This is a genomic window from Halobacterium salinarum DSM 3754 (genome assembly GCF_008124605.1).
GTDB lineage: Archaea > Halobacteriota > Halobacteria > Halobacteriales > Halobacteriaceae > Halobacterium > Halobacterium salinarum.
This window is the reverse complement of the sequence record NZ_VRYN01000001.1, coordinates 455,984-474,001: the sequence shown is the minus strand read 5'-3', so window position 1 is coordinate 474,001 and position 18,018 is coordinate 455,984. Positions and strand designations below refer to the sequence as shown.

19 protein-coding genes and 1 tRNA gene are annotated in these 18,018 nt (G+C 68.9%); 11 read left to right on the top strand and 9 right to left on the bottom strand.

What is annotated here, in order from left to right; genetic code table 11:
* Nucleotides 1-31: 31 nt before the first annotated feature.
* Entirely contained in the window at nucleotides 32-1,144 is a 1,113-nt protein-coding gene (locus tag APQ99_RS02575; RefSeq protein WP_244288995.1) for a mechanosensitive ion channel family protein, read from the top strand.
* Here APQ99_RS02575 and APQ99_RS02570 read toward each other — a convergent pair.
* A complete protein-coding gene (locus APQ99_RS02570; protein WP_012289434.1) occupies nucleotides 1,141-2,103 on the bottom strand; it encodes a transcriptional regulator in 963 nt (320 codons plus the stop codon). The genes APQ99_RS02575 and APQ99_RS02570 overlap by 4 nt on opposite strands.
* A 133-nt stretch (nucleotides 2,104-2,236) precedes the next feature.
* Between APQ99_RS02570 and APQ99_RS02565 the strand changes: the two genes are divergently transcribed.
* On the top strand, nucleotides 2,237-3,499 hold the full coding sequence (locus APQ99_RS02565) for a tRNA(Ile)(2)-agmatinylcytidine synthase (protein WP_136361524.1): 1,263 nt from the start codon (nucleotides 2,237-2,239) through the stop codon (nucleotides 3,497-3,499).
* 77 nt (nucleotides 3,500-3,576) lie between these two features.
* The gene (locus APQ99_RS02560) at nucleotides 3,577-3,798 is read left to right on the top strand and encodes a DUF7511 domain-containing protein (protein WP_010903553.1); all 222 of its coding nucleotides are present in this window, start codon (nucleotides 3,577-3,579) and stop codon (nucleotides 3,796-3,798) included.
* On the opposite strand, the gene APQ99_RS02555 is transcribed toward APQ99_RS02560, so the two are convergent.
* Nucleotides 3,795-4,886: a threonine synthase gene (locus APQ99_RS02555; protein ID WP_136361523.1), complete on the bottom strand. Its 1,092-nt coding sequence runs from the start codon at nucleotides 4,884-4,886 to the stop codon at nucleotides 3,795-3,797. The two genes, APQ99_RS02560 and APQ99_RS02555, sit on opposite strands and share 4 nt — an antisense overlap.
* A gap of 45 nt (nucleotides 4,887-4,931) precedes the next feature.
* The gene (locus APQ99_RS02550) at nucleotides 4,932-5,888 is read right to left on the bottom strand and encodes a succinylglutamate desuccinylase/aspartoacylase family protein (RefSeq protein ID WP_010903551.1); all 957 of its coding nucleotides are present in this window, start codon (nucleotides 5,886-5,888) and stop codon (nucleotides 4,932-4,934) included.
* A gap of 85 nt (nucleotides 5,889-5,973) precedes the next feature.
* Between APQ99_RS02550 and APQ99_RS02545 the strand changes: the two genes are divergently transcribed.
* Complete coding sequence (locus tag APQ99_RS02545; protein WP_010903550.1) at nucleotides 5,974-6,243, top strand: DUF7536 family protein; 270 nt, start codon at nucleotides 5,974-5,976, stop codon at nucleotides 6,241-6,243.
* On the opposite strand, the gene APQ99_RS02540 is transcribed toward APQ99_RS02545, so the two are convergent.
* Nucleotides 6,240-7,496 (bottom strand): potassium channel family protein, encoded by a 1,257-nt coding sequence (locus tag APQ99_RS02540; RefSeq protein WP_136361522.1) that lies wholly within the window; start codon nucleotides 7,494-7,496, stop codon nucleotides 6,240-6,242. The genes APQ99_RS02545 and APQ99_RS02540 overlap by 4 nt on opposite strands.
* 110 nt (nucleotides 7,497-7,606) lie before the next feature.
* On the opposite strand from APQ99_RS02540, the gene citZ reads away from it, so the two are divergent.
* Nucleotides 7,607-8,737, top strand: coding sequence for a citrate synthase (gene citZ, locus APQ99_RS02535; RefSeq protein ID WP_136361521.1), 1,131 nt, complete (start codon nucleotides 7,607-7,609; stop codon nucleotides 8,735-8,737).
* Between the two features lie 50 nt (nucleotides 8,738-8,787).
* Here the strand turns inward: citZ and APQ99_RS02530 are convergent, their stop codons facing one another.
* A complete protein-coding gene (locus APQ99_RS02530; RefSeq protein WP_136361520.1) occupies nucleotides 8,788-9,222 on the bottom strand; it encodes a hypothetical protein in 435 nt (144 codons plus the stop codon).
* A gap of 282 nt (nucleotides 9,223-9,504) precedes the next feature.
* On the opposite strand from APQ99_RS02530, the gene ilvA reads away from it, so the two are divergent.
* The 4 genes from ilvA (at nucleotide 9,505) to APQ99_RS02510 (ending at nucleotide 11,497) form a co-directional block, all read left to right on the top strand.
* Nucleotides 9,505-10,737, top strand: coding sequence for a threonine ammonia-lyase (ilvA, locus tag APQ99_RS02525; protein ID WP_136361519.1), 1,233 nt, complete (start codon nucleotides 9,505-9,507; stop codon nucleotides 10,735-10,737).
* 50 nt (nucleotides 10,738-10,787) lie between these two features.
* The gene (locus APQ99_RS02520; protein ID WP_010903545.1) at nucleotides 10,788-11,171 is read left to right on the top strand and encodes a Rid family detoxifying hydrolase; all 384 of its coding nucleotides are present in this window, start codon (nucleotides 10,788-10,790) and stop codon (nucleotides 11,169-11,171) included.
* Between the two features lie 3 nt (nucleotides 11,172-11,174).
* Nucleotides 11,175-11,369, top strand: coding sequence for a hypothetical protein (locus APQ99_RS02515; protein WP_136361518.1), 195 nt, complete (start codon nucleotides 11,175-11,177; stop codon nucleotides 11,367-11,369).
* A gap of 46 nt (nucleotides 11,370-11,415) precedes the next feature.
* Nucleotides 11,416-11,497, top strand: a tRNA-Ser gene (locus tag APQ99_RS02510).
* Between the two features lie 48 nt (nucleotides 11,498-11,545).
* Here the strand turns inward: APQ99_RS02510 and APQ99_RS02505 are convergent.
* A complete protein-coding gene (locus APQ99_RS02505) occupies nucleotides 11,546-12,751 on the bottom strand; it encodes a DUF418 domain-containing protein (protein WP_010903543.1) in 1,206 nt (401 codons plus the stop codon).
* Between the two features lie 256 nt (nucleotides 12,752-13,007).
* Between APQ99_RS02505 and thsB the strand changes: the two genes are divergently transcribed.
* Nucleotides 13,008-14,678, top strand: a complete 1,671-nt coding sequence (gene thsB, locus APQ99_RS02500) for a thermosome subunit beta (RefSeq protein ID WP_012289432.1) — start codon at nucleotides 13,008-13,010, stop codon at nucleotides 14,676-14,678.
* Between the two features lie 134 nt (nucleotides 14,679-14,812).
* On the opposite strand, the gene lrp is transcribed toward thsB, so the two are convergent.
* Entirely contained in the window at nucleotides 14,813-15,277 is a 465-nt protein-coding gene (gene lrp / locus APQ99_RS02495; protein ID WP_010903541.1) for an HTH-type transcriptional regulator Lrp, read from the bottom strand.
* A 125-nt stretch (nucleotides 15,278-15,402) separates the two neighbouring features.
* Here lrp and glnA point away from each other — a divergent pair, with 125 nt between their 5' ends.
* Nucleotides 15,403-16,767 carry a type I glutamate--ammonia ligase gene (gene glnA / locus APQ99_RS02490; protein ID WP_010903540.1) on the top strand — a complete coding sequence of 455 codons (1,365 nt, stop codon included), beginning with the start codon at nucleotides 15,403-15,405 and terminating at the stop codon, nucleotides 16,765-16,767.
* Here glnA and APQ99_RS02485 read toward each other — a convergent pair.
* Nucleotides 16,749-17,576: a phosphatase PAP2 family protein gene (locus tag APQ99_RS02485; RefSeq protein WP_012289431.1), complete on the bottom strand. Its 828-nt coding sequence runs from the start codon at nucleotides 17,574-17,576 to the stop codon at nucleotides 16,749-16,751. The two genes, glnA and APQ99_RS02485, sit on opposite strands and share 19 nt — an antisense overlap.
* The gene (locus APQ99_RS02480; RefSeq protein ID WP_010903538.1) at nucleotides 17,573-18,013 is read right to left on the bottom strand and encodes a nucleotide exchange factor GrpE; all 441 of its coding nucleotides are present in this window, start codon (nucleotides 18,011-18,013) and stop codon (nucleotides 17,573-17,575) included. Before APQ99_RS02480 ends, APQ99_RS02485 begins: the two co-directional genes overlap by 4 nt.
* Nucleotides 18,014-18,018 lie beyond the last annotated feature (5 nt).

The following is an 18,018-nucleotide window of genomic DNA, read 5'->3' as shown; positions in this document are numbered from 1 at the left end:
AGTCGGTACATCCGTGCGCGTGGCTCACCGAGTGCAGTCGATCATCGACGCGTTGGCATCGACACAGGCACGCCTCGCCGTCACCGCGGCGCTCGCCGTCGTCGCGGTCGGTGCCGCGTGGCTGGTCGCCCCCCGCATCATTCGCGGCGTCCACCGCCAGCTCACCGCTCGCGTGCTCACCGACGACCGCATCCCCGGCGACCCCACGGCGTTCTCGATCGACTTCCCGACCGGGATCGTCGTCAGACTGACTCAGGCGGTGCTGCTCGCGGCCGCCGCGCTGCTGGCGCTTCTCGTCTGGGGGTACGTCGACCTCGTCATGCTGACGGTGGCGAGCCTCGCCGACCTGCTGCCCGTGGCCGTCCGGCTCGCGGTCACGCTCGGGATCGCCGGAGCCGCCCTGGTCACTCTCGACGTGGTCGACGCACGCATCACCGCCTACGCCGAAGCCTCCGACACCCTCACCCAACACCAACAGGGCGTCGTATTCCGCGTGTTACAGATCACCGTGCTCGTCGCCGCCGGGATCGCCGCGCTCACGATCTGGGGGGTCGATCCCAGCGGCCTCCTCGTCGGCGCGGGGTTCCTCGGGATCGTCATCGGCACCGCCGCCCGCACCACCATCGGCTCGCTCATCGCCGGGCTCGTGTTGATGGTCGCGCGCCCCTTCGAGATCGGCGACTGGATCGCGCTCGCCGACGCCGAGGGCACCGTCACCGACATCACCGTGGTCAACACCCGTGTCCGCAACCCCAGCGGCGAGGAGGTGGTGATCCCCAACGAGAACGTGTTGAACGCGACGATCACGAACCGCACGAGCCTCGACCGGCTTCGGCTCTCCGTTGCTGTCGGCGTCGACTACGACGCCGACATCGAAACCGCCGAGGACGTCATCGAGGACGCGATCACCGACGTCTCGCGGATCCTCGATACGCCGGCCCCGCAGGTCGTGCCGACGGCGCTCGGTGACTCCGCGATCGTCCTGGAGTGTCGGTTCTGGATCACCCACCCGAGTCCCGCCAAACGCAGCATGGCAACCGCGGCGGTCGTGCGCGCGGTGAAAACAGCCCTCGACGACGCCGACATCGACATCCCGTACCCCCACCGCCAGCTCCTCACCGAGGACGACAGCCTCCAGGCTTAGGCCTCCTGGAGGTCGCCGCGGTCGGCCAGCAGATCCCGGAGGTCCTCGGAGTCGTCGACGTTCGCCAGCTCCTCGCGCTCCACGATCGCGGTGTCGTCGACGGACTCCCGGCCGGCCTCGTCGACGACGTACACCGCCCGCGTGTGCGTGACCTCGCCGACGGAGCTCATGATGCGGGCGCGCTTGACGGCGGCCTCGGTGAACGCCGAGTGCCCGGTCAGCAGCCGGTCGTGGCCCGCGCCCGCCTCCCCGACCGCTTTGAACGGCGCTTGCACCGTCGGATGCACTTCGAACCCCACTCGCGCGAGCACGGACAACACGGGCACGTCCTCGGGGGCCGCCTCCGGATCGTCCGGGGTCGGATCCGTGTCCCGGACGTCTTCGGCGCCGTCCATCACGTCGACCGGTGCCGTGAGCTCACCCCCGAAGAGGTCCTCCAGGCGCATCGCCACCTCGATGCTCGCGTTCATTCCGTCCTCGTATTTCGAGACCGTGCGCCGTGACACGCCGAGTTCGCTGGCGAGCTGGCCGAGGCTCAACCGTTCGTCCTCGCGGCGGTCCGCGAGCACGTCGCCGTCGATGTTCACGTACAGCCCGCCGGGTGCCGCGTACACGAGCGGCGGGATCCCGTCGACGAACAGTTCCATCGCCGTATCGGGGTTGAACACGGGGACGCCGTGGCGGAAGTACACCACCCCCGGATCGAGGTCTTCGTCGCGCGTTCGCAGTCCCACGACCAGTGGCGTCGCGTGGAGATACGTTCCCAGCCGCCGCATCTCGGCGCCCGTCTCAGCGTCGAAGGCGTCGATGTTCACGAGGACCTTCATCAACACCACGTCGCTGCCGCGCCGCGCGGCGACGTCGAAGCTCTTGGGCCGCGTCGCACACCGGTCGCTCACCGAAAAGCCCGCGTCTGCGAGCATCGCGGTGACGTTCTCGATGAGAGCCGACCGTGACATACCACGGTGATAGGTCTTTGCCACCATATATGCGTTGTGACGGTGCCAGCGCCGCTGGCCCTGTTTCTACTCCGCGCTCGGCTCGACCGCCGTGACCGCAACGTCGAAGACGGCCACCCGCGTAGGGCGCGCCATGACCGTCGTGGCGCTGGACGACACGGACTCCCGGACTGCGGGGATGTGTACGACGTACGCCGCCCACCTCGTCGCCGAGGAACTCCGGGCCGCCGGCTGCACCGTCCACCGCGTGCTCCTCGTGCGCCTGAACCCCGCGGTCGCGTACAAGACCCGCGGGAACGCCGCCCTCGCCGTGCACGCCGACGTGGACCCGCAGGTCGGCTTCGACACCGCGCGACGGGTCGTCGACGCGCACGCCGAGATCGACGACGACCGCACCAACCCCGGGGTCGTCGTCGCTCACGACGCCGACGCGCCGGCTCCGGTCGCCGCGTTCGCCCACCGCGCGCTCCGCGCCGACATCGACCCCGCCGACGCCGCGGCGCTGGCGGCCGCCCACGGCTACCGAACCGCCGGCTGGGGGACCGGCCGCGGCGTCGTGGGCGCGCTGGCTGCCGTCGGCGCGTGGACGGCGTTCTCCGACTGGACCTACGAGTGCATCCAGTATCGCCCCCGCGACCGCTGGGGGACCACCCGGCGTGTCGACGCCGACAGCGTGTTCGCCGCCGCCGACGACGCCTACCCCGCCGCCTGGGACACCGTCGACCACGTCGAGGACGACCTCGTCTGCGTGCCACACACGCCGGGCCCGATCCTCTACGGCATCCGGGGCGACGACGCCGACGCGGTCCAGGCCGTCGCCGCCGACATCGACAGCGAGCCGCCCCACGCGCGCGAGCTGTTCGTCACCAACCAGGGCACCGACGCCCACCTCGCCGACGCACCGCTTGCGGACGCCCGCGACGGCCGCGGCTACCGCGTCGAGGGCGTCGTTGCCGACCACCCCGAAACCCGGGAGGGTGGCCACGTGTTCGTGCCGATCACCGACGGCGAGGCGACGCTGGCCTGTGTGGCGTTCGAACCCACCAAGCGGTTCCGCGACCACGTCCGCAACCTCCGCCCCGGCGACCGCATCACCGCCTGCGGGGAGGTCGCCGACGGCACGCTCAAACTGGAGAAGTTCGCCGTGCGCGGCCTCACACGCACCACGCCGACGACCCCGGTGTGTCCGGACTGCGGGACGACCATGGAGAGCGCGGGCGCAACCCAAGGCTACCGGTGCCGGGACTGCTCGACGACCGCCCCCGGGACCGCCCACCGGCTCATCGAGCGCGCGCTTGACCCCGGCTGGTACGAGGTGCCGCCGTGCGCGCGCCGCCACATCGCACAGCCACTGGTCCGCGGTGACTGGGACGCGGCGGTTCATCCGGAGCGATAGATAAGTGTTTTATGCCGATTTTCGTGCAGCCGTAGTCCACCCCCACATTTTACCGTCTCGTTGTCGAAACTCCGCGTATGTCACCGGGCAGTCGCACTCACCGTGACGACGACGCCGTAACGCCGGACGAACAGCCGACGAGCGCTGCGTCCGGCCGAGTGCTCGCTCGGGTTGAAACGGCCACCGACGGCCACGAGGAGTGCACGCTGTTCCCCGCGGACGCCGACCCGGACACGCTCGTCACGACGTGGATCACCGCCGCCGACGACGCGTTCACCGCCCTCTCGGAGTGGCGTTAGGGCTTCTTCAGGCCGCTGCCGGTCAACGCAACGACCACGTCATCGCTGTCACCGACCACGCCACGGGCTCGGTACGCCGCAAGCCCCGCGACAGCCACCGCGCTCGTCGGCTCGACGTACAGTCCGGCCTCGTGCAGCGACGCCAGCGCGTCCGTGGTCGCTGACTCGTCACACGCTACCACGTCGCCGTCGGTCGCCGCCACCGCAGCCACCACCTGATCCAGGCGGGCCGGCGACCGGATCTGAATCCCGTCGGCCGCCTCGTTGACCGCGTCTTCGTCCGATGCCGACCCGTTGACCGCCGCGGCGACCGGCTCCACGCCAGCCGCCTGCACGCCCAGCAGTCGTGGCATCGACTCGATCCAGCCGCCCGCGGCGAGCGCCCGAAACCCCCGGTACGCGCCCAACAGCAGCGTGCCGTGGCCGACGGGCACCACCACCGCGTCCGGCGCACGCCACCCCCGCTGGGCGGCGATCTCGTAGGCGACCGTCGCCGTCCCGGCGTAGAACGACGGCGACCACGCGTGGCTGGCGTACCACGCGTCGCTCCCGACGGCCTCGCTGACGCACGCCTCGGTCACCGCACGCCGTCCGCCCGCCACCGGCACGGTCGTCGCGCCGGCGGCCTCCATCGCGTCCAGCTTCGCCGCCGGGGCGTCCGCTGGCACGTAGATCTCCGCGTCGATGCCCGCCCGCGCGGCGTACTGCGCGACCGCCGCCCCGGCGTTCCCCGACGAATCCTCGACGACGCGATCCACACCCAGCGCCGCCGCCCGCGTCATCAGCACCGCCGCGCCGCGGTCCTTGTAGCTGCCCGACGGACACACGTAATCGAGTTTGAACTCGGCGTCCCACTCGGACGCCGACACCAACGGCGTCCACCCTTCCCCCAGCGACACGGCATCGTCGGCGGCCACCGGCAGGAACTCCGAGAACGCCCACAGCCCCGCCGTCGGATCGACCGCCGTCGGGTCCCCGGTCGCCCGTGGGCGCTCGGCGAAATCAACGGCGTGCTCACACGCCCGGCAGCGCCACGGCTCCTCGGGACCCGTCTCGTACGTCGCGCCACACGACCGGCACACAAGCATACGGTGTTCATCGCCGCCCCGCCACGTCAGCCCAGCGGTGTCGCGCTAGTACGTGTCCACCCGCGCCCCCACCGAACACACGTACTCGCCGGTCGCCACCTGGGGTTTGCGGCGGGACCGCCAGAAGATCCCGTTGCGGTCGGCGGTCACCGTCGCTTTCAGCATCCCGAACGGATCGGTCACGTCGAACAGCGCGTCCCCGGCGTCGACGCGATCCCCGAGCTCCACGGCGTAGTCCACGAGCCCGCCGGCCGGCGACCCATACCGGTCGAACTCGCGCGCGCGCACCTGCTCGGTCGTGTCCACGTCCCCATCCAGGAAGCCGTAATGCCGCAACACGTTGAACACGCCGGTGACGCCGTACTCGATGGAGTCGGCGTCCCACCCGACACACCCGCCGAGTTCGGGGTCGATGGTGGGCACGCCCGTGTTCGGTCCGGCGCGCGCGAGCTGCCCGTCGGGCCCCTTCTGATCGAGCACGTGGCCGGTGCCAAACACCTTCGCGAGTTCCAGGCACTGCGAGTGCAGGCGGTGGTGGCGGCCACACCGCACGCGCACCTCGTTGATCATCCGGGAGGTCGACCCCTGGTGGAGGTCGACGACGAGATCGGCGCTCTCGGCGGCCGTGAACGTCGCATGCGCGATGCGCTCGCTCGACGATCCATCGGCCGTCCCGGGGTACGCGCGGTTCAGCTTGGTGTCGTCGATGGGGTTGCGGTGTTCGGCCACCCGGAACGCGGGCAGGTTCGCGATGCCCACGATCAGGATCTCCCCCGCGATCTCCGCGGGGTCGAGTTGCGGGACGACGCGTCGCACCACACCCACGCCGTTGAGTTCGTCGCCGTCGCTCGCGGCCTGCATGTACAGCGTCTTGCCGTCCCGCGCGCCGTTCACGACCGCGACCGGCAACCCAAGCGTGGTGCCGTCGCGCGTCTCGCCGACCGTGAGGCGGCCACTGTCGAACTCCCCGGGTGCGGCCGACGCGGTGCCAAGGCTGGTCATTGTGTGTCGGTTCCACCGGCCGTCCCTTCAGCGATTCGGTCGCCGAACCAACGGGGCTAAAGCCCGGCCGCCACAACACCCGTCTATGCCAGAACGGCCCGGCGTACAGAACCTCCTAGACGCGCTGAACGTGGCCACGCAGGTCAAACGCGGTGCCGTCGTCGGCGCGCTCGTCGCGATCGGAACCTACTGGCTGTTCGTGGTGTCAGCCGGCGGCTCCGCCTACCCCACCCCGTATCTGGCCGGCATGGGGCTCGTGCTGGCGTTCACGGTCGCGATGTTCGCAACCGCCGTGTTTACGCTGGGCGCTGCCTACCGCGTCTCGAAGACGGTCGACATCCCGGACTCCGATTAAGCGCCGGCCAGCTCCCGCAGCTTCTGTGCGCCGCTGCGCGTCCCCTTCGCGAGCAACACGTCACTCGCCCGGACAGTGGTTTCCGGCCCCGGCTCGATCACCCACGCGTCCTCGGGGCTGCGGTGTCCGTCCCGGCTGCCCGCCGCCGCCACGTCACCGGTGTCCGATGTGGCACCCCGTCGAACCGCGATGATTCGCATTCCGGTCCTGGTTTTCACGCGCTGGTCGCCGAGTGTCGTCCCCGGAAGCTCGCCGCCCGCGCCCACGGGCACCCGCACCACCACCTCGTCGGAGGCCTCGACGGCCTCCTGGACGACGATGTGGGTGTCAAGCCCACGGAGCACCCCCTCGCTGATCTCGACGGCGGCGTCGCTGATGACCTCCGTCGCCGTGGCGATCTGCATCAGCCCGCGCAGCGACACGGGATCGGCGATGTCCGTGGCGGCGCGCAGCGTCCACGCCTCGAACCGGGATTTCAGGGCGTCCACTTCCGCCTCCAACTCGACGACCTCCTCGGCCAGCCCGTCGTCGTCGAACAGCACCGCGCCGTACGCCAGATCGACGGCGAGCTCGCTCATGTTCTTCATCAACGCCACCGACGTGACCGCGCGCCCGAGGTCCGCGACCGCCGGCTCGCTGGGCGCCGGCGGGTCGTACGCCGTCCCCGTCACCGTCTCGTAGACGCCCTCGACGCCGGTCGTGGGACCCCGGAGCAGGAGCACGTCCGCGGGCCGCAGCGTCGTCTCGGGCCCCGGGTTCGGCAGCCAGTCGCCCGCGTCGCCGTCGCCGCGGCGGACGGCGATCACCCGCACGCCGGTGTTCGTCTCCAGGTCCACGTCGCCAAGCGTCCGGTCGGCGTACCGCGAATCGGCCACCAAGCGCCCCCGGACCAGTGACTCCGCGGCGTCGGGCAGCGCGCCCTGCATCGCGTCGGGCAGCCCCACGTCCTCGCGAACGACTTTCGCGATGTCGCCCGCGGCGTCGCTCATCTTCTCGGTCGCCGCCACCACCCCCAAGACGGGGGCAAGCGACTCGGCGTCAGCGGGGCTGCGTGCCGCCAACAGTAGCGTCATTCGCGCGCGCAACTGGAGCACGTCCATGCGCTTCTCCAGGCGGAGCACCTCGTCGGCGACGTTGTCGCTGCCGTGCAACACCGCCGAGAACGACAGATCGACGAGCAACTCGGCGGTGTCTTTCAGCTCCACGAGGAGGTCTTTCGCGCTCGCCGGCTCGTACTCGACGCGGCCACCCATACGCCCGGCTTCGCCCCCGGTTGCGTTAAACGTTGGCGTACTCGGCCCCGAGCGATTATTTCACACAAAAAACCGATACCCATTAGGACCGGCGTGGGTGAGCCTATAGCATGTCCGACGAACTCAAGAAGGGGCTCGAAGACGTGCTCGTGGCCGAATCCGACCTGAGCTTCATCGACGGCGACGCCGGCAAGCTCGTGTACTGCGGATACGCCATCGAGGACCTCGCGCGCACCGCCAGCTACGAGGAAGTGTTGTACCTGCTTTGGCACGGCGACCTCCCGACGCGATCCGAACTCGACGCCTTCCGGGCGGACATGGCGAGCCACCGCGAGATCGACGACGACGTCCTCGCGCTCATCGAGAACCTCGCGGCCGCCGACGCCGACCCGATGGCCGCGCTCCGAACCGCCGCCTCGGCGCTGTCCGCGCACGACGACACCGCCGGCGGCTCGGACCCCGACGACGCCCGCGAGTCAGGGAAACGCATCACCGCGAAACTCCCCACCATCGTCGCGGCGTTCACGCGCCTCCGGAACGGCGACGACGTGGTCGCGCCCCGCGACGACCTCGGCCACGCCGCGAACTTCCTGTACATGCTGAACGGCGAGGCGCCCGACGACGTGCTCGCGGACGTCTTCGACCAGGCGCTGGTGTTGCACGCCGACCACGGCCTGAACGCGTCCACGTTCTCCGGGATGGTCACGGCAAGCACGCTGGCGGACGTCCACGCCGCGGTCACGTCCGCGATCGGCACGCTCTCGGGCAGCCTCCACGGCGGCGCGAACGCCAACGTCATGCGGATGCTCAAGGAGGTCGACGACAGCGACAAGGACCCGCTGTCCTGGGTCCAGGACGCCCTAGCGAACGGCGAGCGCGTGATGGGCTTCGGCCACCGCGTCTACAACGTCAAAGACCCCCGGGCGCACATCCTCAGCGAGCGCAGCGAGGAGCTCGGTGCGGCCGCCGGCGACACCAAATGGTACGAGATGAGCGTCGCCATCGAGGACTACATGGCTGATGAGAAGGGCCTCGCGCCGAACGTTGATTTCTACTCGGCGTCGACGTACTACCAGATGGGGATCCCCGTCGACATCTACACGCCGATCTTCGCCATGTCCCGCGTCGGCGGCTGGGTCGGCCACGTCCTCGAACAGTACGACGACAATCGCCTCATCCGACCGCGCGCGCGATACGTGGGTGCCGAGGACCGCGACAGCACGCCCCTCGACGAGCGGTAACTGTCACTGCTCGCTCGGCTGCTCCGCTCGGAGCCACCCCGGCTGCACACTCAGCACGGAGCCAGCGAGTCGCCGTCGACACGCTCGACGGTCGCCGGCGTCACGAGGTAGTGGGCGTGTGAGCCACCGTCCGTGTGTGTCTTATGCGACCTGTTCGACGCTGGTTCGGTCCACGATTCCGTGCTCCAGTACGGATGAACCACCGCAACGCGAACGCCGTCCGCTGTCCGGTTCGTGACCGTCGCGTTCTTTCGAACCGCCGTCGCACTGGTTCCCCAGTTGTGGAGGCAACTCGCGCCGGAGAGTTCGGACCGAAGATACTCCGCTTCGGCAGCGAGCGCCCGTTCTTTGGCCGTTGAATCCGTCAGTGACGTTTCGTTCGGTGCTGTGTCCGACTGTCTGTCCGTCGAACAGCCGGTGAGTCCTGCGACGACGGCGAGCGCCACACTCGAAAGCAAGCGCCGCCGGGTCCGGGCCTCGGACATGGCTGCGTGTGCTCCCCGATCGGGTAAATGCTTTCTCGGTGTCCTGTGCTGCGTAGACCGATCCCTCACGGCACGATCGACCACCTGATTCGCAGTCGCGACTGCGGAACCGGCACACGCGTGCCCCGTCTAACCAAGCCCCCACTCGAAGTTTCACTTTCACTCCGCTTCGATCGGTTTTATGTTCGTGGGCGTCCTACCGATAGCTGTCACACGCTCCGTTCTCGCGTTCTTCGCCGCCCACCACCAACGGTTAAACCCGGACCACGCATACCAGCGAGTATGCTCTCGCTGTCCGACATTCGGGACGCCCGCGAGCGCGTCTCCGAAACCGCCCGCCACACACCGCTTGAGTACTCGCATACGTTCTCCGATCTCACCGGCGCGGACGTCCGCCCGAAGCTGGAGTGTTTCCAGCGCACCGGCTCGTTCAAGATCCGTGGCGCGACCAACCGCATCCGCACGCTCTCCGCCGACCAGCAGGACGCCGGCGTGGTCACCGCGTCGGCCGGCAACCACGCCCAGGGCGTCGCGCTCGCGGCCTCCCGGTCGGGCGTCGACTCGAAGGTGGTGATGCCGGAGTCCGCGCCCATCTCGAAGATCAAGGCCACCAAGAGCTACGGCGCCGAAGTCGTCCTCCACGGCGCCGACTACGACGACGCACAGGCCCACGCCCACGAACTCGAAGCCGCCGAAGGCCGCACGTACGTCCACGCCTTCGACGACGAGTACATCATGGCCGGCCAGGGCACCCTGGGCCTCGAAATCGCCGCGGACTGTCCGACGGTTGACACCGTCGTTGTCCCCATCGGTGGCGGTGGCCTCATCTCCGGCGTCGCCACCGCGCTCAAGGGGGAACTCGACGACGTGCGCGTCATCGGCGTGCAGGCAGAGGGGGCCTCGACGGTCGCGCGGTCCCTCGACAAGGGCCAGCCACAGGCCGTCGATCACGTCGACACCATCGCGGACGGCATCGCCGTCCGGCAGGTCGGGGCGCAGACGTTCCCCGTCATCCAGGAGTACGTCGACGAGGTCGTCACCGTTTCCGACGACGAGATCGCCACCGCGCTCGTGTTGCTGCTGGAGCGCGGGAAAACCCTCGTTGAGGGTGCCGGCGCCACCGCGCTCGCGGCCGTCCTGGAGGACAAATTCGAGTACGCGGACGGCGAAACCATCGTGCCCGCGCTCTGCGGTGGCAACATCGACCTCAACCTCCTCACCACGGTGATCGTTCGCGGGCTCGTCGACCAGGGCCGCTACGTCAAGATCCGCACCGTGCTCAAGGACAGCCCGGGCAGCCTCAACGACCTGCTGGCGACCGCCGCCGAGGAGCGCGCGAACATCTACGCCATCCAGCACGACCGCACCAACCGCGACATCGCGATGAACGCCACCGAGGTCGAACTCGACCTCGAAACGCGAGGCCCCGAACACGTCGACCGGCTGCTCACCCGGATCCAGGACGAGGGCTTCGACGTCACGGTGCTCAACGGCCCCCAGATCGTCAGCGAGTGACGCGGCCCGGACCTCGTAGGTTTAAGACGTGGGGGTGCCACGTCACGAGCATGAAGCGCCCGATTGAAACCGCTGATGCGCCCGCCGCGGTCGGCGCGTACAGTCAGGCAGCCACCGACGGTGACGTCGTGTTCACCGCCGGTCAGATCCCGATGACGCCCGACGGCGAGCTCATCGCCGACGAGCCCATCGACGTCCAGACCCGCCAGAGCCTCGAAAACGTCAAAGCCATCCTCGAAGCGGAGGGGCTGAACATGCAGGACGTGCTCAAGGTGTCCGTGTTCATGGACGACATGGACGACTTCGACGCCATGAACGCCGCGTACAAGGAGTACTTCCAGGACAACCCGCCCGCGCGCTCCGCCGTCGAAGTCGCCGCCCTCCCGAAGGGCGTCGGCGTCGAGATCGAAGCCATCGCCGCACAGCGCGACTGAGGCATGGTCGCCGCCCGCACGACCGACACCCTGCTGTGGGGTTGCATCGCCGCGCTCGCGTTCCTCGTGCTCGCGCAGGCGTACGTGCTGGTGACCGGCGCTGCCGTTCCGTTGCCCCCGCTGTTCGGGGTTGCACTCGTCGTGTTCGCCGTCGGCGCCGCCACCGGCCGCGCTGCGCGGATCCGAGTCGGCGACTGACCCGAACAGAAGGGTTTAAACGCACGACCCCGGTACGGAGGACTGGGCCGGGATGGCCGAATGGCAAAGCGCACGCCTGGAAAGCGTGTCCCCTTACGGGGTTCAGGGTTCAAATCCCTGTCCCGGCGTTTCTCGCGATAGCTCCGAGCGCCCAGCGGCGGCGTCGCCGCCCCGCCTCAGTCCGTGGCGCGCATCGGCGGCCGGGTTCGGTAGGTGAGCGCGCGCCACAGCCACTCCAGGGGGCCATACTGGAAGTACCGCACCCAGAGCACCGACAGCGCGATCTGTCCCACCCACACGGCGGCCACGATACCCAGCGCCGCCACCCGGGAGACCCGGCCGAACAGCCCGAGGCCGTGGCCGTAGAAGATCGCCGTGGCGACGACGGTCTGGAGGATGTAGTTGCTGAACGCGGTGCGGCCGACGGCGGCCAGCCCGCGCGTGACGACGCCCGTTGGCCAGCGCTTGGCGACCAGCATCACGGCTCCGAGGTAGGCCCCGGCCAGGGGAACGCTGCCCCAGTAGTTGAACTGCCCCCAGAGCAGCCCGGCGGACGCGGCCCAGTCGGCGGCCGTGATATACCAGACGCCGGCGGCGGTCACGGCCAGCCCGACGGTGCCGCCGACGGCGACCAGCCGCCGGTAGAACGCCCGGGATCTGTCGTTGGTGGTGACGCCGGTGTGGAACAGCGCCATCCCGTACAGCATCAGGCCCGCGGTCCGCCAGCCGGTGTTGGCGATGTAGCCGGTGGTCTGGCGGCCGAGCGCGGAGTCGACGCGGTGGGCGAGCTGGGCGCTCCAGCCCCCGCGGTAGGCCTCGATCTGCGCCTGCAGCGCGCCATCGGCGGGCTGCCAGCTGCTCGCGAAGACACCGGGATCGGCGACCAGCGCCGACAACAGGGTCAACAGCGTGGGCACGGCGAGCAGCGCGGTGCCGGCGAGCAGGAGGTCCCGTGTCTCCCAGTTGCGGGCGGCAACGACGAACAGCGCGGTGACGCCGTACGCCACCAGGATGTCGCCGTACCAGAGCACGTAGGCGTGTACGAGGCCGAACGCGATCAGCCACAGCGACCGCCGGACGTGCAGCGTGACCGCCGGGTCGCCGTCGCGCTCGCGGTTGCGAACGAACATCGCCACCCCGGTGCCGAACAGCAGCGTGAACACGGTGATGAACTTCTGTTTCACGAGGAGGTGGCCGGCCAGCCACGCCCAGTAGTTCATGCCGGTGAAGTCGCCGTACGCGGTGGGGTTCAACAGCACGACTTCGGGCATGGAGAACGCGCGGACGTTGATGACGAGGATGCCCAGCAACGCCACGCCACGGAGCGCGTCCAGCCCGATGATGCGGTCCGTGGGTGCCGTCGGGGAGCCTTTGGTGGTCATGTGTGTGGCGTGTCCGCGACGCGGCGGATGCGTTGTCACCGTCGTGGCGGCTGCTAAAAGTTGTTGGTGCCGTGGCGTCAGTCGGAACTTAAACCCAGGGCTATGTCCGGCTCGTCGTGTGTCTGTACGGCACAGTGGCTCGTGTATACTGTGGTGTGGGCTGCCGTCCGGGCGTGTCGCGGCCGTTTCGCTGCCCTCCGATCCGAGACGATTTCAAAGGATTTATATAGAATGGCAATCAATCTATCTACTGAACATGGCTCAGCAACAGCGAATGCAGGGACAGCCGATGATCATCATGGGCGACGACGCACAGCGCGTGAAAGACCGCGACGCCCAGGAACACAACATCTCGGCCGCCCGCGCGGTCGCCGACGCAGTACGCTCGACGCTCGGCCCGAAGGGCATGGACAAGATGCTCGTCTCCTCGATGGGCGACGTCACCGTCACCAACGACGGCGTCACCATCCTCCAGGAGATGGACATCGACAACCCGACCGCCGAGATGATCGTGGAAGTCGCCGAAACCCAGGAAGACGAAGCCGGCGACGGCACCACGACCGCGGTCGCCATTGCGGGCGAACTCCTCAAGAACGCCGAGGACCTCCTCGAGCGGGACATCCACCCGACAGCCATCATCAAGGGCTACAACCTCGCCGCCGAACAGGCCCGCGAGGAAGTCGACAACGTCGCCGTTGATGTCGACCCCGACGACAAGGACCTCATCCGCAGCGTCGCCGAGACCTCGATGACCGGCAAGGGCGCGGAACTCGACAAGGAGCTCCTTTCGAGCATCATCTACGACGCGGTCAACCAGGTCGCCGTCGAAACCAACGACGGCGGGATCGTCGTCGACGCCGCCAACATCAACATCGAGACCCAGACCGGCCACGGCGTCAACGAGTCCCAGCTGCTCCGCGGTGCCGCCATCAGCAAGGACCCCGTCCACGACCAGATGCCCGCCGCAGTCGAGGACGCCGACGTCCTCCTGCTGAACGAGGCCATCGAAGTCGAGGAAGCCGAAGCCGACACCTCGGTCAACATCGAGAGCCCCGACCAGCTCCAGTCGTTCCTCGACCAGGAGGAAAAGCAGCTCAAGGAGAAGGTCCAGCAGATCGCCGACACCGGCGCGAACGTCGTCTTCTGCCAGAAGGGCATCGACGACATGGCCCAACACTACCTCGCCAAGGAGGGCATCCTCGCGGTCCGCCGCACGAAGAAATCCGACATCGAGTTCCTCACGAACGTCCTCGACGCGTCGGTCGTCACGGACCTCGACGCCGCCTCCGAGGCTGACGTGGTCGCGGGCTCGGTCACGCGCGACAGCGACGACGAACTGTTCTACGTCGAGGGCGAGAGCGAGCAGGCCCACGGCGTCACGCTCCTGCTGCGTGGCTCGACCGACCACGTCGTCGACGAGCTCGAACGCGGCGTCTCCGACGCGCTCGACGTGTCCGCCCAGACGCTCTCGGACGGCCGCGTCCTCCCCGGTGGCGGCGCCACCGAGGTCGAAGTCGCCAGCCGCCTGCGTGACTTCGCGGACTCCGTCTCCGGGCGCGAACAGCTCGCCGTCGAGGCGTTCGCCGACTCCCTGGAGCTCGTGCCCCGCGTCCTCGCGGAGAACGCCGGCCTGGACTCCATCGACACGCTCGTCGACCTCCGGTCGGCCCACGAGAACGACGACGACGAACACATCGGGCTGAACGTCCTCTCCGGCGACCTCGAAGACACCTTCGAGGCCGGCGTCGTCGAACCCGCACACGCCAAAGAGCAGGCCGTGACCTCTGCCAGTGAGGCCGCGAACCTCGTGCTCAAGATCGACGACATCATCTCGGCCGGCGATCTCTCGACGGACAAGGGCGACGACGACGGCGGTGCCGGCGGCATGGGCGGCGGTATGGGCGGTGGCATGGGCGGCATGATGTAAGCCCGGCCGTCACCACACCCCGCATGCACCGCTCGCTGACCGACGCCGACGTTCTTTGCGCGCGATCTCCACTGCACCAGCGGTGCCGCCGGCGGCGACCACGGCTGTGTCCGGTCGCGTTCCCGGAGGGGTGGTTACGCGTCGCCGTCGAGGTCGAGTTCGAACTGTTCGTTTTCGGCGGCCGCGTTGAGCACGACACTGGTGCTGCTTTCGTTGATGTCGGCGTCCGCCAGCAGCTCCTTGATGAGCGTGTTCATGTCGTCGGTGTCGGTGAACTTCCCGATGGCGAGGACGTCGTAGTCGCCGGTGATCTCGTAGACGGACACCATCTGCTTGTGGCCCCGCAGCGTCCCAGTGATTTCAGGGAGCGCGGTGCCGTCGACTTTCAACTGGAGGATGGCCGTCACGTCGTATCCGAGGCGTTCGTAGTCGACGACCGGCGTGTAGCCGTTGACAGCGCCCTCGTCTTCGAGAGTTTGGAGGTGGTTCGAGACCGTGGTGACCGACACGTCGAGGTCGTCGGCGAGGCTCCGGAGGCTCGCGCGGCCGTCTCCGAGTAGCTCGTTGACCAGTTTCACGTCGAGGTTCTCGTAGGTCATGCGTCCGGCTACCGTCTCCACCGTATAGAAGTTTACGAACGTCCAATTCTGTCTCGCATCGCAATCACTTACACCGAGCGATACTCATTTATCCATGCAGTGAACAACACGTACCGTACATCGAAATGACGAACGGAGATTCTTCATCGAGCGCGCTCACCGACAACGAGCGGGCCGTACTGGACGACATCGAGGCGCAGGGCATTGACTTCCTCCGCCTCCAGTTCACCGACATCCTCGGCACAGTCAAAAACGTCTCCATTCCGGCCCACCAGGCCGAAAAGGCGTTCACCGAGGGGATCTACTTCGACGGCTCCTCGATCGAGGGGTTCGTGCGCATCCAGGAGTCGGACATGCGACTCGACCCCGACCCCGAGACGTTCGCCGTGCTCCCGTGGCGGTCGAACGGCGACGGCGGCAGCGCCCGCCTCATCTGTGACGTCGTTGACCGCGAGGGCAACGCCTTCGCCGGCGGTCCCCGGCAGGTCCTGAAGAACGTGCTCGCGCGCGCCGACGACATGGGGTACTCCGTCAGCATCGGCCCCGAGCCGGAGTTCTTCCTCTTCGAGAAGGACGACGACGGGAACGCGACCACGACCGCCCACGACCAGGGCGGCTACTTCGATCTCGCACCGAAGGACCTCGCGTCGGACATCCGCCGCGAGATCATCTTCACGCTCGAAGCGATGGGCTTCGAGATCGAAGCCAGCCACCACGAGGTCGCGCGCGGCCAACACGAGATCAACTTCAAGTACGACGACGCGCTCACCACCGCCGACAACATCGCGACGTTCCGCGCGGTCGTGCGCGCCGTCGCCGAACAACACGACGTGCACGCCACGTTCATGCCCAAGCCCATCGGCGAGATCAACGGCTCGGGCATGCACAGCCACATCTCGCTGTTCGACGAGGACGGCGAGAACGTCTTCGCCGACAACGACGACGAGTTCAACCTCTCGGAGACGGCCTACCAGTTCATGGGTGGCGTGCTCGAACACGCCCCCGCGTTCACCGCCGTCACCAACCCCACGGTGAACTCCTACAAGCGCCTCGTTCCGGGCTACGAAGCGCCCGTCTACATCGCGTGGAGCGGCGTGAACCGGTCGGCGCTCATCCGCGTGCCCGACGCCGCTGGCGTCTCCGCGCGCTTCGAGATCCGGTCGCCGGACCCCTCGTGTAACCCCTACCTCGCGCTCGCCGCCGTCATCGCCGCCGGTCTCGACGGCATCGACACCGACGCCGATCCCGGCGACGCCGTCCGCGAGGACATCTACGAGTTCGACGAGGACAAACGCGACGCCTACGGCATCGACACGCTCCCGGGCCACCTCGGCGACGCGGTGACGGCCCTGGAATCCGACCCCGTGATGCAGGACGCGCTCGGCGAGCACGTCTGCGAGAAGTTCGCGGAAGCCAAACGCCACGAGTACGCCGAGTACAAGGCGTCCGTTTCGGAGTGGGAGACCGACCGCTACCTCGAGAAGTTCTGAGCCGCGGGTAGCCCGACGAACACCGCGCCGGCGGCAGCGTGCGCGCCGAACACCGGTATCGCCCCGGCACCCACGCCGACCGACGCCGCGGCCACACCCCCGGCGGCGACCACTGCGCCCACGCCAGCCACCGGGCGAACCGCGCGTCCGACTGCACCACGCGCGGCTACGATCCGCCATCCCACCAGCCCGCCGGCCGCCCCGCCGAGCGCCGCCACGGCGTCGGTCGTCGGCCCGGCCACGGCGACCGCCCCCGCAGCCAGTATCACAGCCAGTCCGAACCCGTAGCCGACGCGCCGCCGCGTCACGGCCAGCACTCCGCCCACCACTGCGACGCCCACGCCCGCCCCAGCCACGACGTCCACGAGGTAATGGACGCCCAGCGCGAGCCGCGTTGCCGACACGACCACCACCATCGCCGCGCCGGCCGCGTACCGCTGTCGCCGCCCGCCGACATCGAGCAGCGCCGCCAGCCCGCCGTACAGCACGGCCGACCCGATGGCGTGCCCGCTCGGAAAGCCGGTTCCGTGGGCCGTCACGTGGGCCACCGACGCGGGCGGCCGCGGCGCGGCGAACATGCCTTTCAGGAGCACGATGGCCGCCAGTCCGACGCCCACCATGGCCAGCAACCGCGCCCCGTCACGCCGCCCGAGCACGCCAGCGCGCGCGCCGAGCACGGCGGCCACTGGCGGTGCGCCTGCGACGACGTACCCACTGCCGAGCGTTGTCAGCACCACGACCGCGCCGACCAGCGGGTCCGGCACGCTCCCCGCGATCGCGTCGGTGACGCCGACGCCCCGCCCCGTCACGGCCCCCGCCAGGACCGCACGCGGTCGACCAGCCGGCCCGGCGCGCCCAGCGCGCTCGCACCCACGCCGACCACGACCATCAGCGCGTACAGCCCCAGCGTTGAGAGCCACACCACGATCATCGCCAGGATCGCCCACCCCCCGGAGAGGGACACGAACGCCCCCAGCGTCATCACGGTGCCGTACAACAACACCAGATACGGCCCCCATCCCCGTGCTTTTCCGCGGCGCTGGCGGGCGCGCACGTACTGTTTCAGCTCGGCTTCAAGATCCGCTCGGCTGACGGTCTTGGCATCGAGGTCCTCGCGGAGCGCCTCGACCTCGGCTCCGAGGGCCGCTACGTCCGGCGCTTCCGAGGGCGGTGCTCGCGTCTCCTCGTCGCTCTCGTTGTCAGTTCGTCCCGACGGCACGGCGTTGAGTACCGCCCCAACTGTCATAACGA

What these genes read in the sequence shown, in the direction of transcription:
- APQ99_RS02570 (WP_012289434.1), bottom strand. Translation starts at nt 2,103, where the DNA reads ATGTCACGGTCGGCTCTCATCGAGAACGTCACCGCGATGCTCGCAGAC.
- APQ99_RS02565 (WP_136361524.1), top strand. Translation starts at nt 2,237, where the DNA reads ATGACCGTCGTGGCGCTGGACGACACGGACTCCCGGACTGCGGGGATG.
- APQ99_RS02560 (WP_010903553.1), top strand. Translation starts at nt 3,577, where the DNA reads ATGTCACCGGGCAGTCGCACTCACCGTGACGACGACGCCGTAACGCCG.
- APQ99_RS02555 (WP_136361523.1), bottom strand. Translation starts at nt 4,886, where the DNA reads ATGCTTGTGTGCCGGTCGTGTGGCGCGACGTACGAGACGGGTCCCGAG.
- APQ99_RS02550 (WP_010903551.1), bottom strand. Translation starts at nt 5,888, where the DNA reads ATGACCAGCCTTGGCACCGCGTCGGCCGCACCCGGGGAGTTCGACAGT.
- APQ99_RS02545 (WP_010903550.1), top strand. Translation starts at nt 5,974, where the DNA reads ATGCCAGAACGGCCCGGCGTACAGAACCTCCTAGACGCGCTGAACGTG.
- APQ99_RS02540 (WP_136361522.1), bottom strand. Translation starts at nt 7,496, where the DNA reads ATGGGTGGCCGCGTCGAGTACGAGCCGGCGAGCGCGAAAGACCTCCTC.
- citZ (WP_136361521.1), top strand. Translation starts at nt 7,607, where the DNA reads ATGTCCGACGAACTCAAGAAGGGGCTCGAAGACGTGCTCGTGGCCGAA.
- APQ99_RS02530 (WP_136361520.1), bottom strand. Translation starts at nt 9,222, where the DNA reads ATGTCCGAGGCCCGGACCCGGCGGCGCTTGCTTTCGAGTGTGGCGCTC.
- ilvA (WP_136361519.1), top strand. Translation starts at nt 9,505, where the DNA reads ATGCTCTCGCTGTCCGACATTCGGGACGCCCGCGAGCGCGTCTCCGAA.
- APQ99_RS02520 (WP_010903545.1), top strand. Translation starts at nt 10,788, where the DNA reads ATGAAGCGCCCGATTGAAACCGCTGATGCGCCCGCCGCGGTCGGCGCG.
- APQ99_RS02515 (WP_136361518.1), top strand. Translation starts at nt 11,175, where the DNA reads ATGGTCGCCGCCCGCACGACCGACACCCTGCTGTGGGGTTGCATCGCC.
- APQ99_RS02505 (WP_010903543.1), bottom strand. Translation starts at nt 12,751, where the DNA reads ATGACCACCAAAGGCTCCCCGACGGCACCCACGGACCGCATCATCGGG.
- thsB (WP_012289432.1), top strand. Translation starts at nt 13,008, where the DNA reads ATGGCTCAGCAACAGCGAATGCAGGGACAGCCGATGATCATCATGGGC.
- lrp (WP_010903541.1), bottom strand. Translation starts at nt 15,277, where the DNA reads ATGACCTACGAGAACCTCGACGTGAAACTGGTCAACGAGCTACTCGGA.
- glnA (WP_010903540.1), top strand. Translation starts at nt 15,403, where the DNA reads ATGACGAACGGAGATTCTTCATCGAGCGCGCTCACCGACAACGAGCGG.
- APQ99_RS02480 (WP_010903538.1), bottom strand. Translation starts at nt 18,013, where the DNA reads ATGACAGTTGGGGCGGTACTCAACGCCGTGCCGTCGGGACGAACTGAC.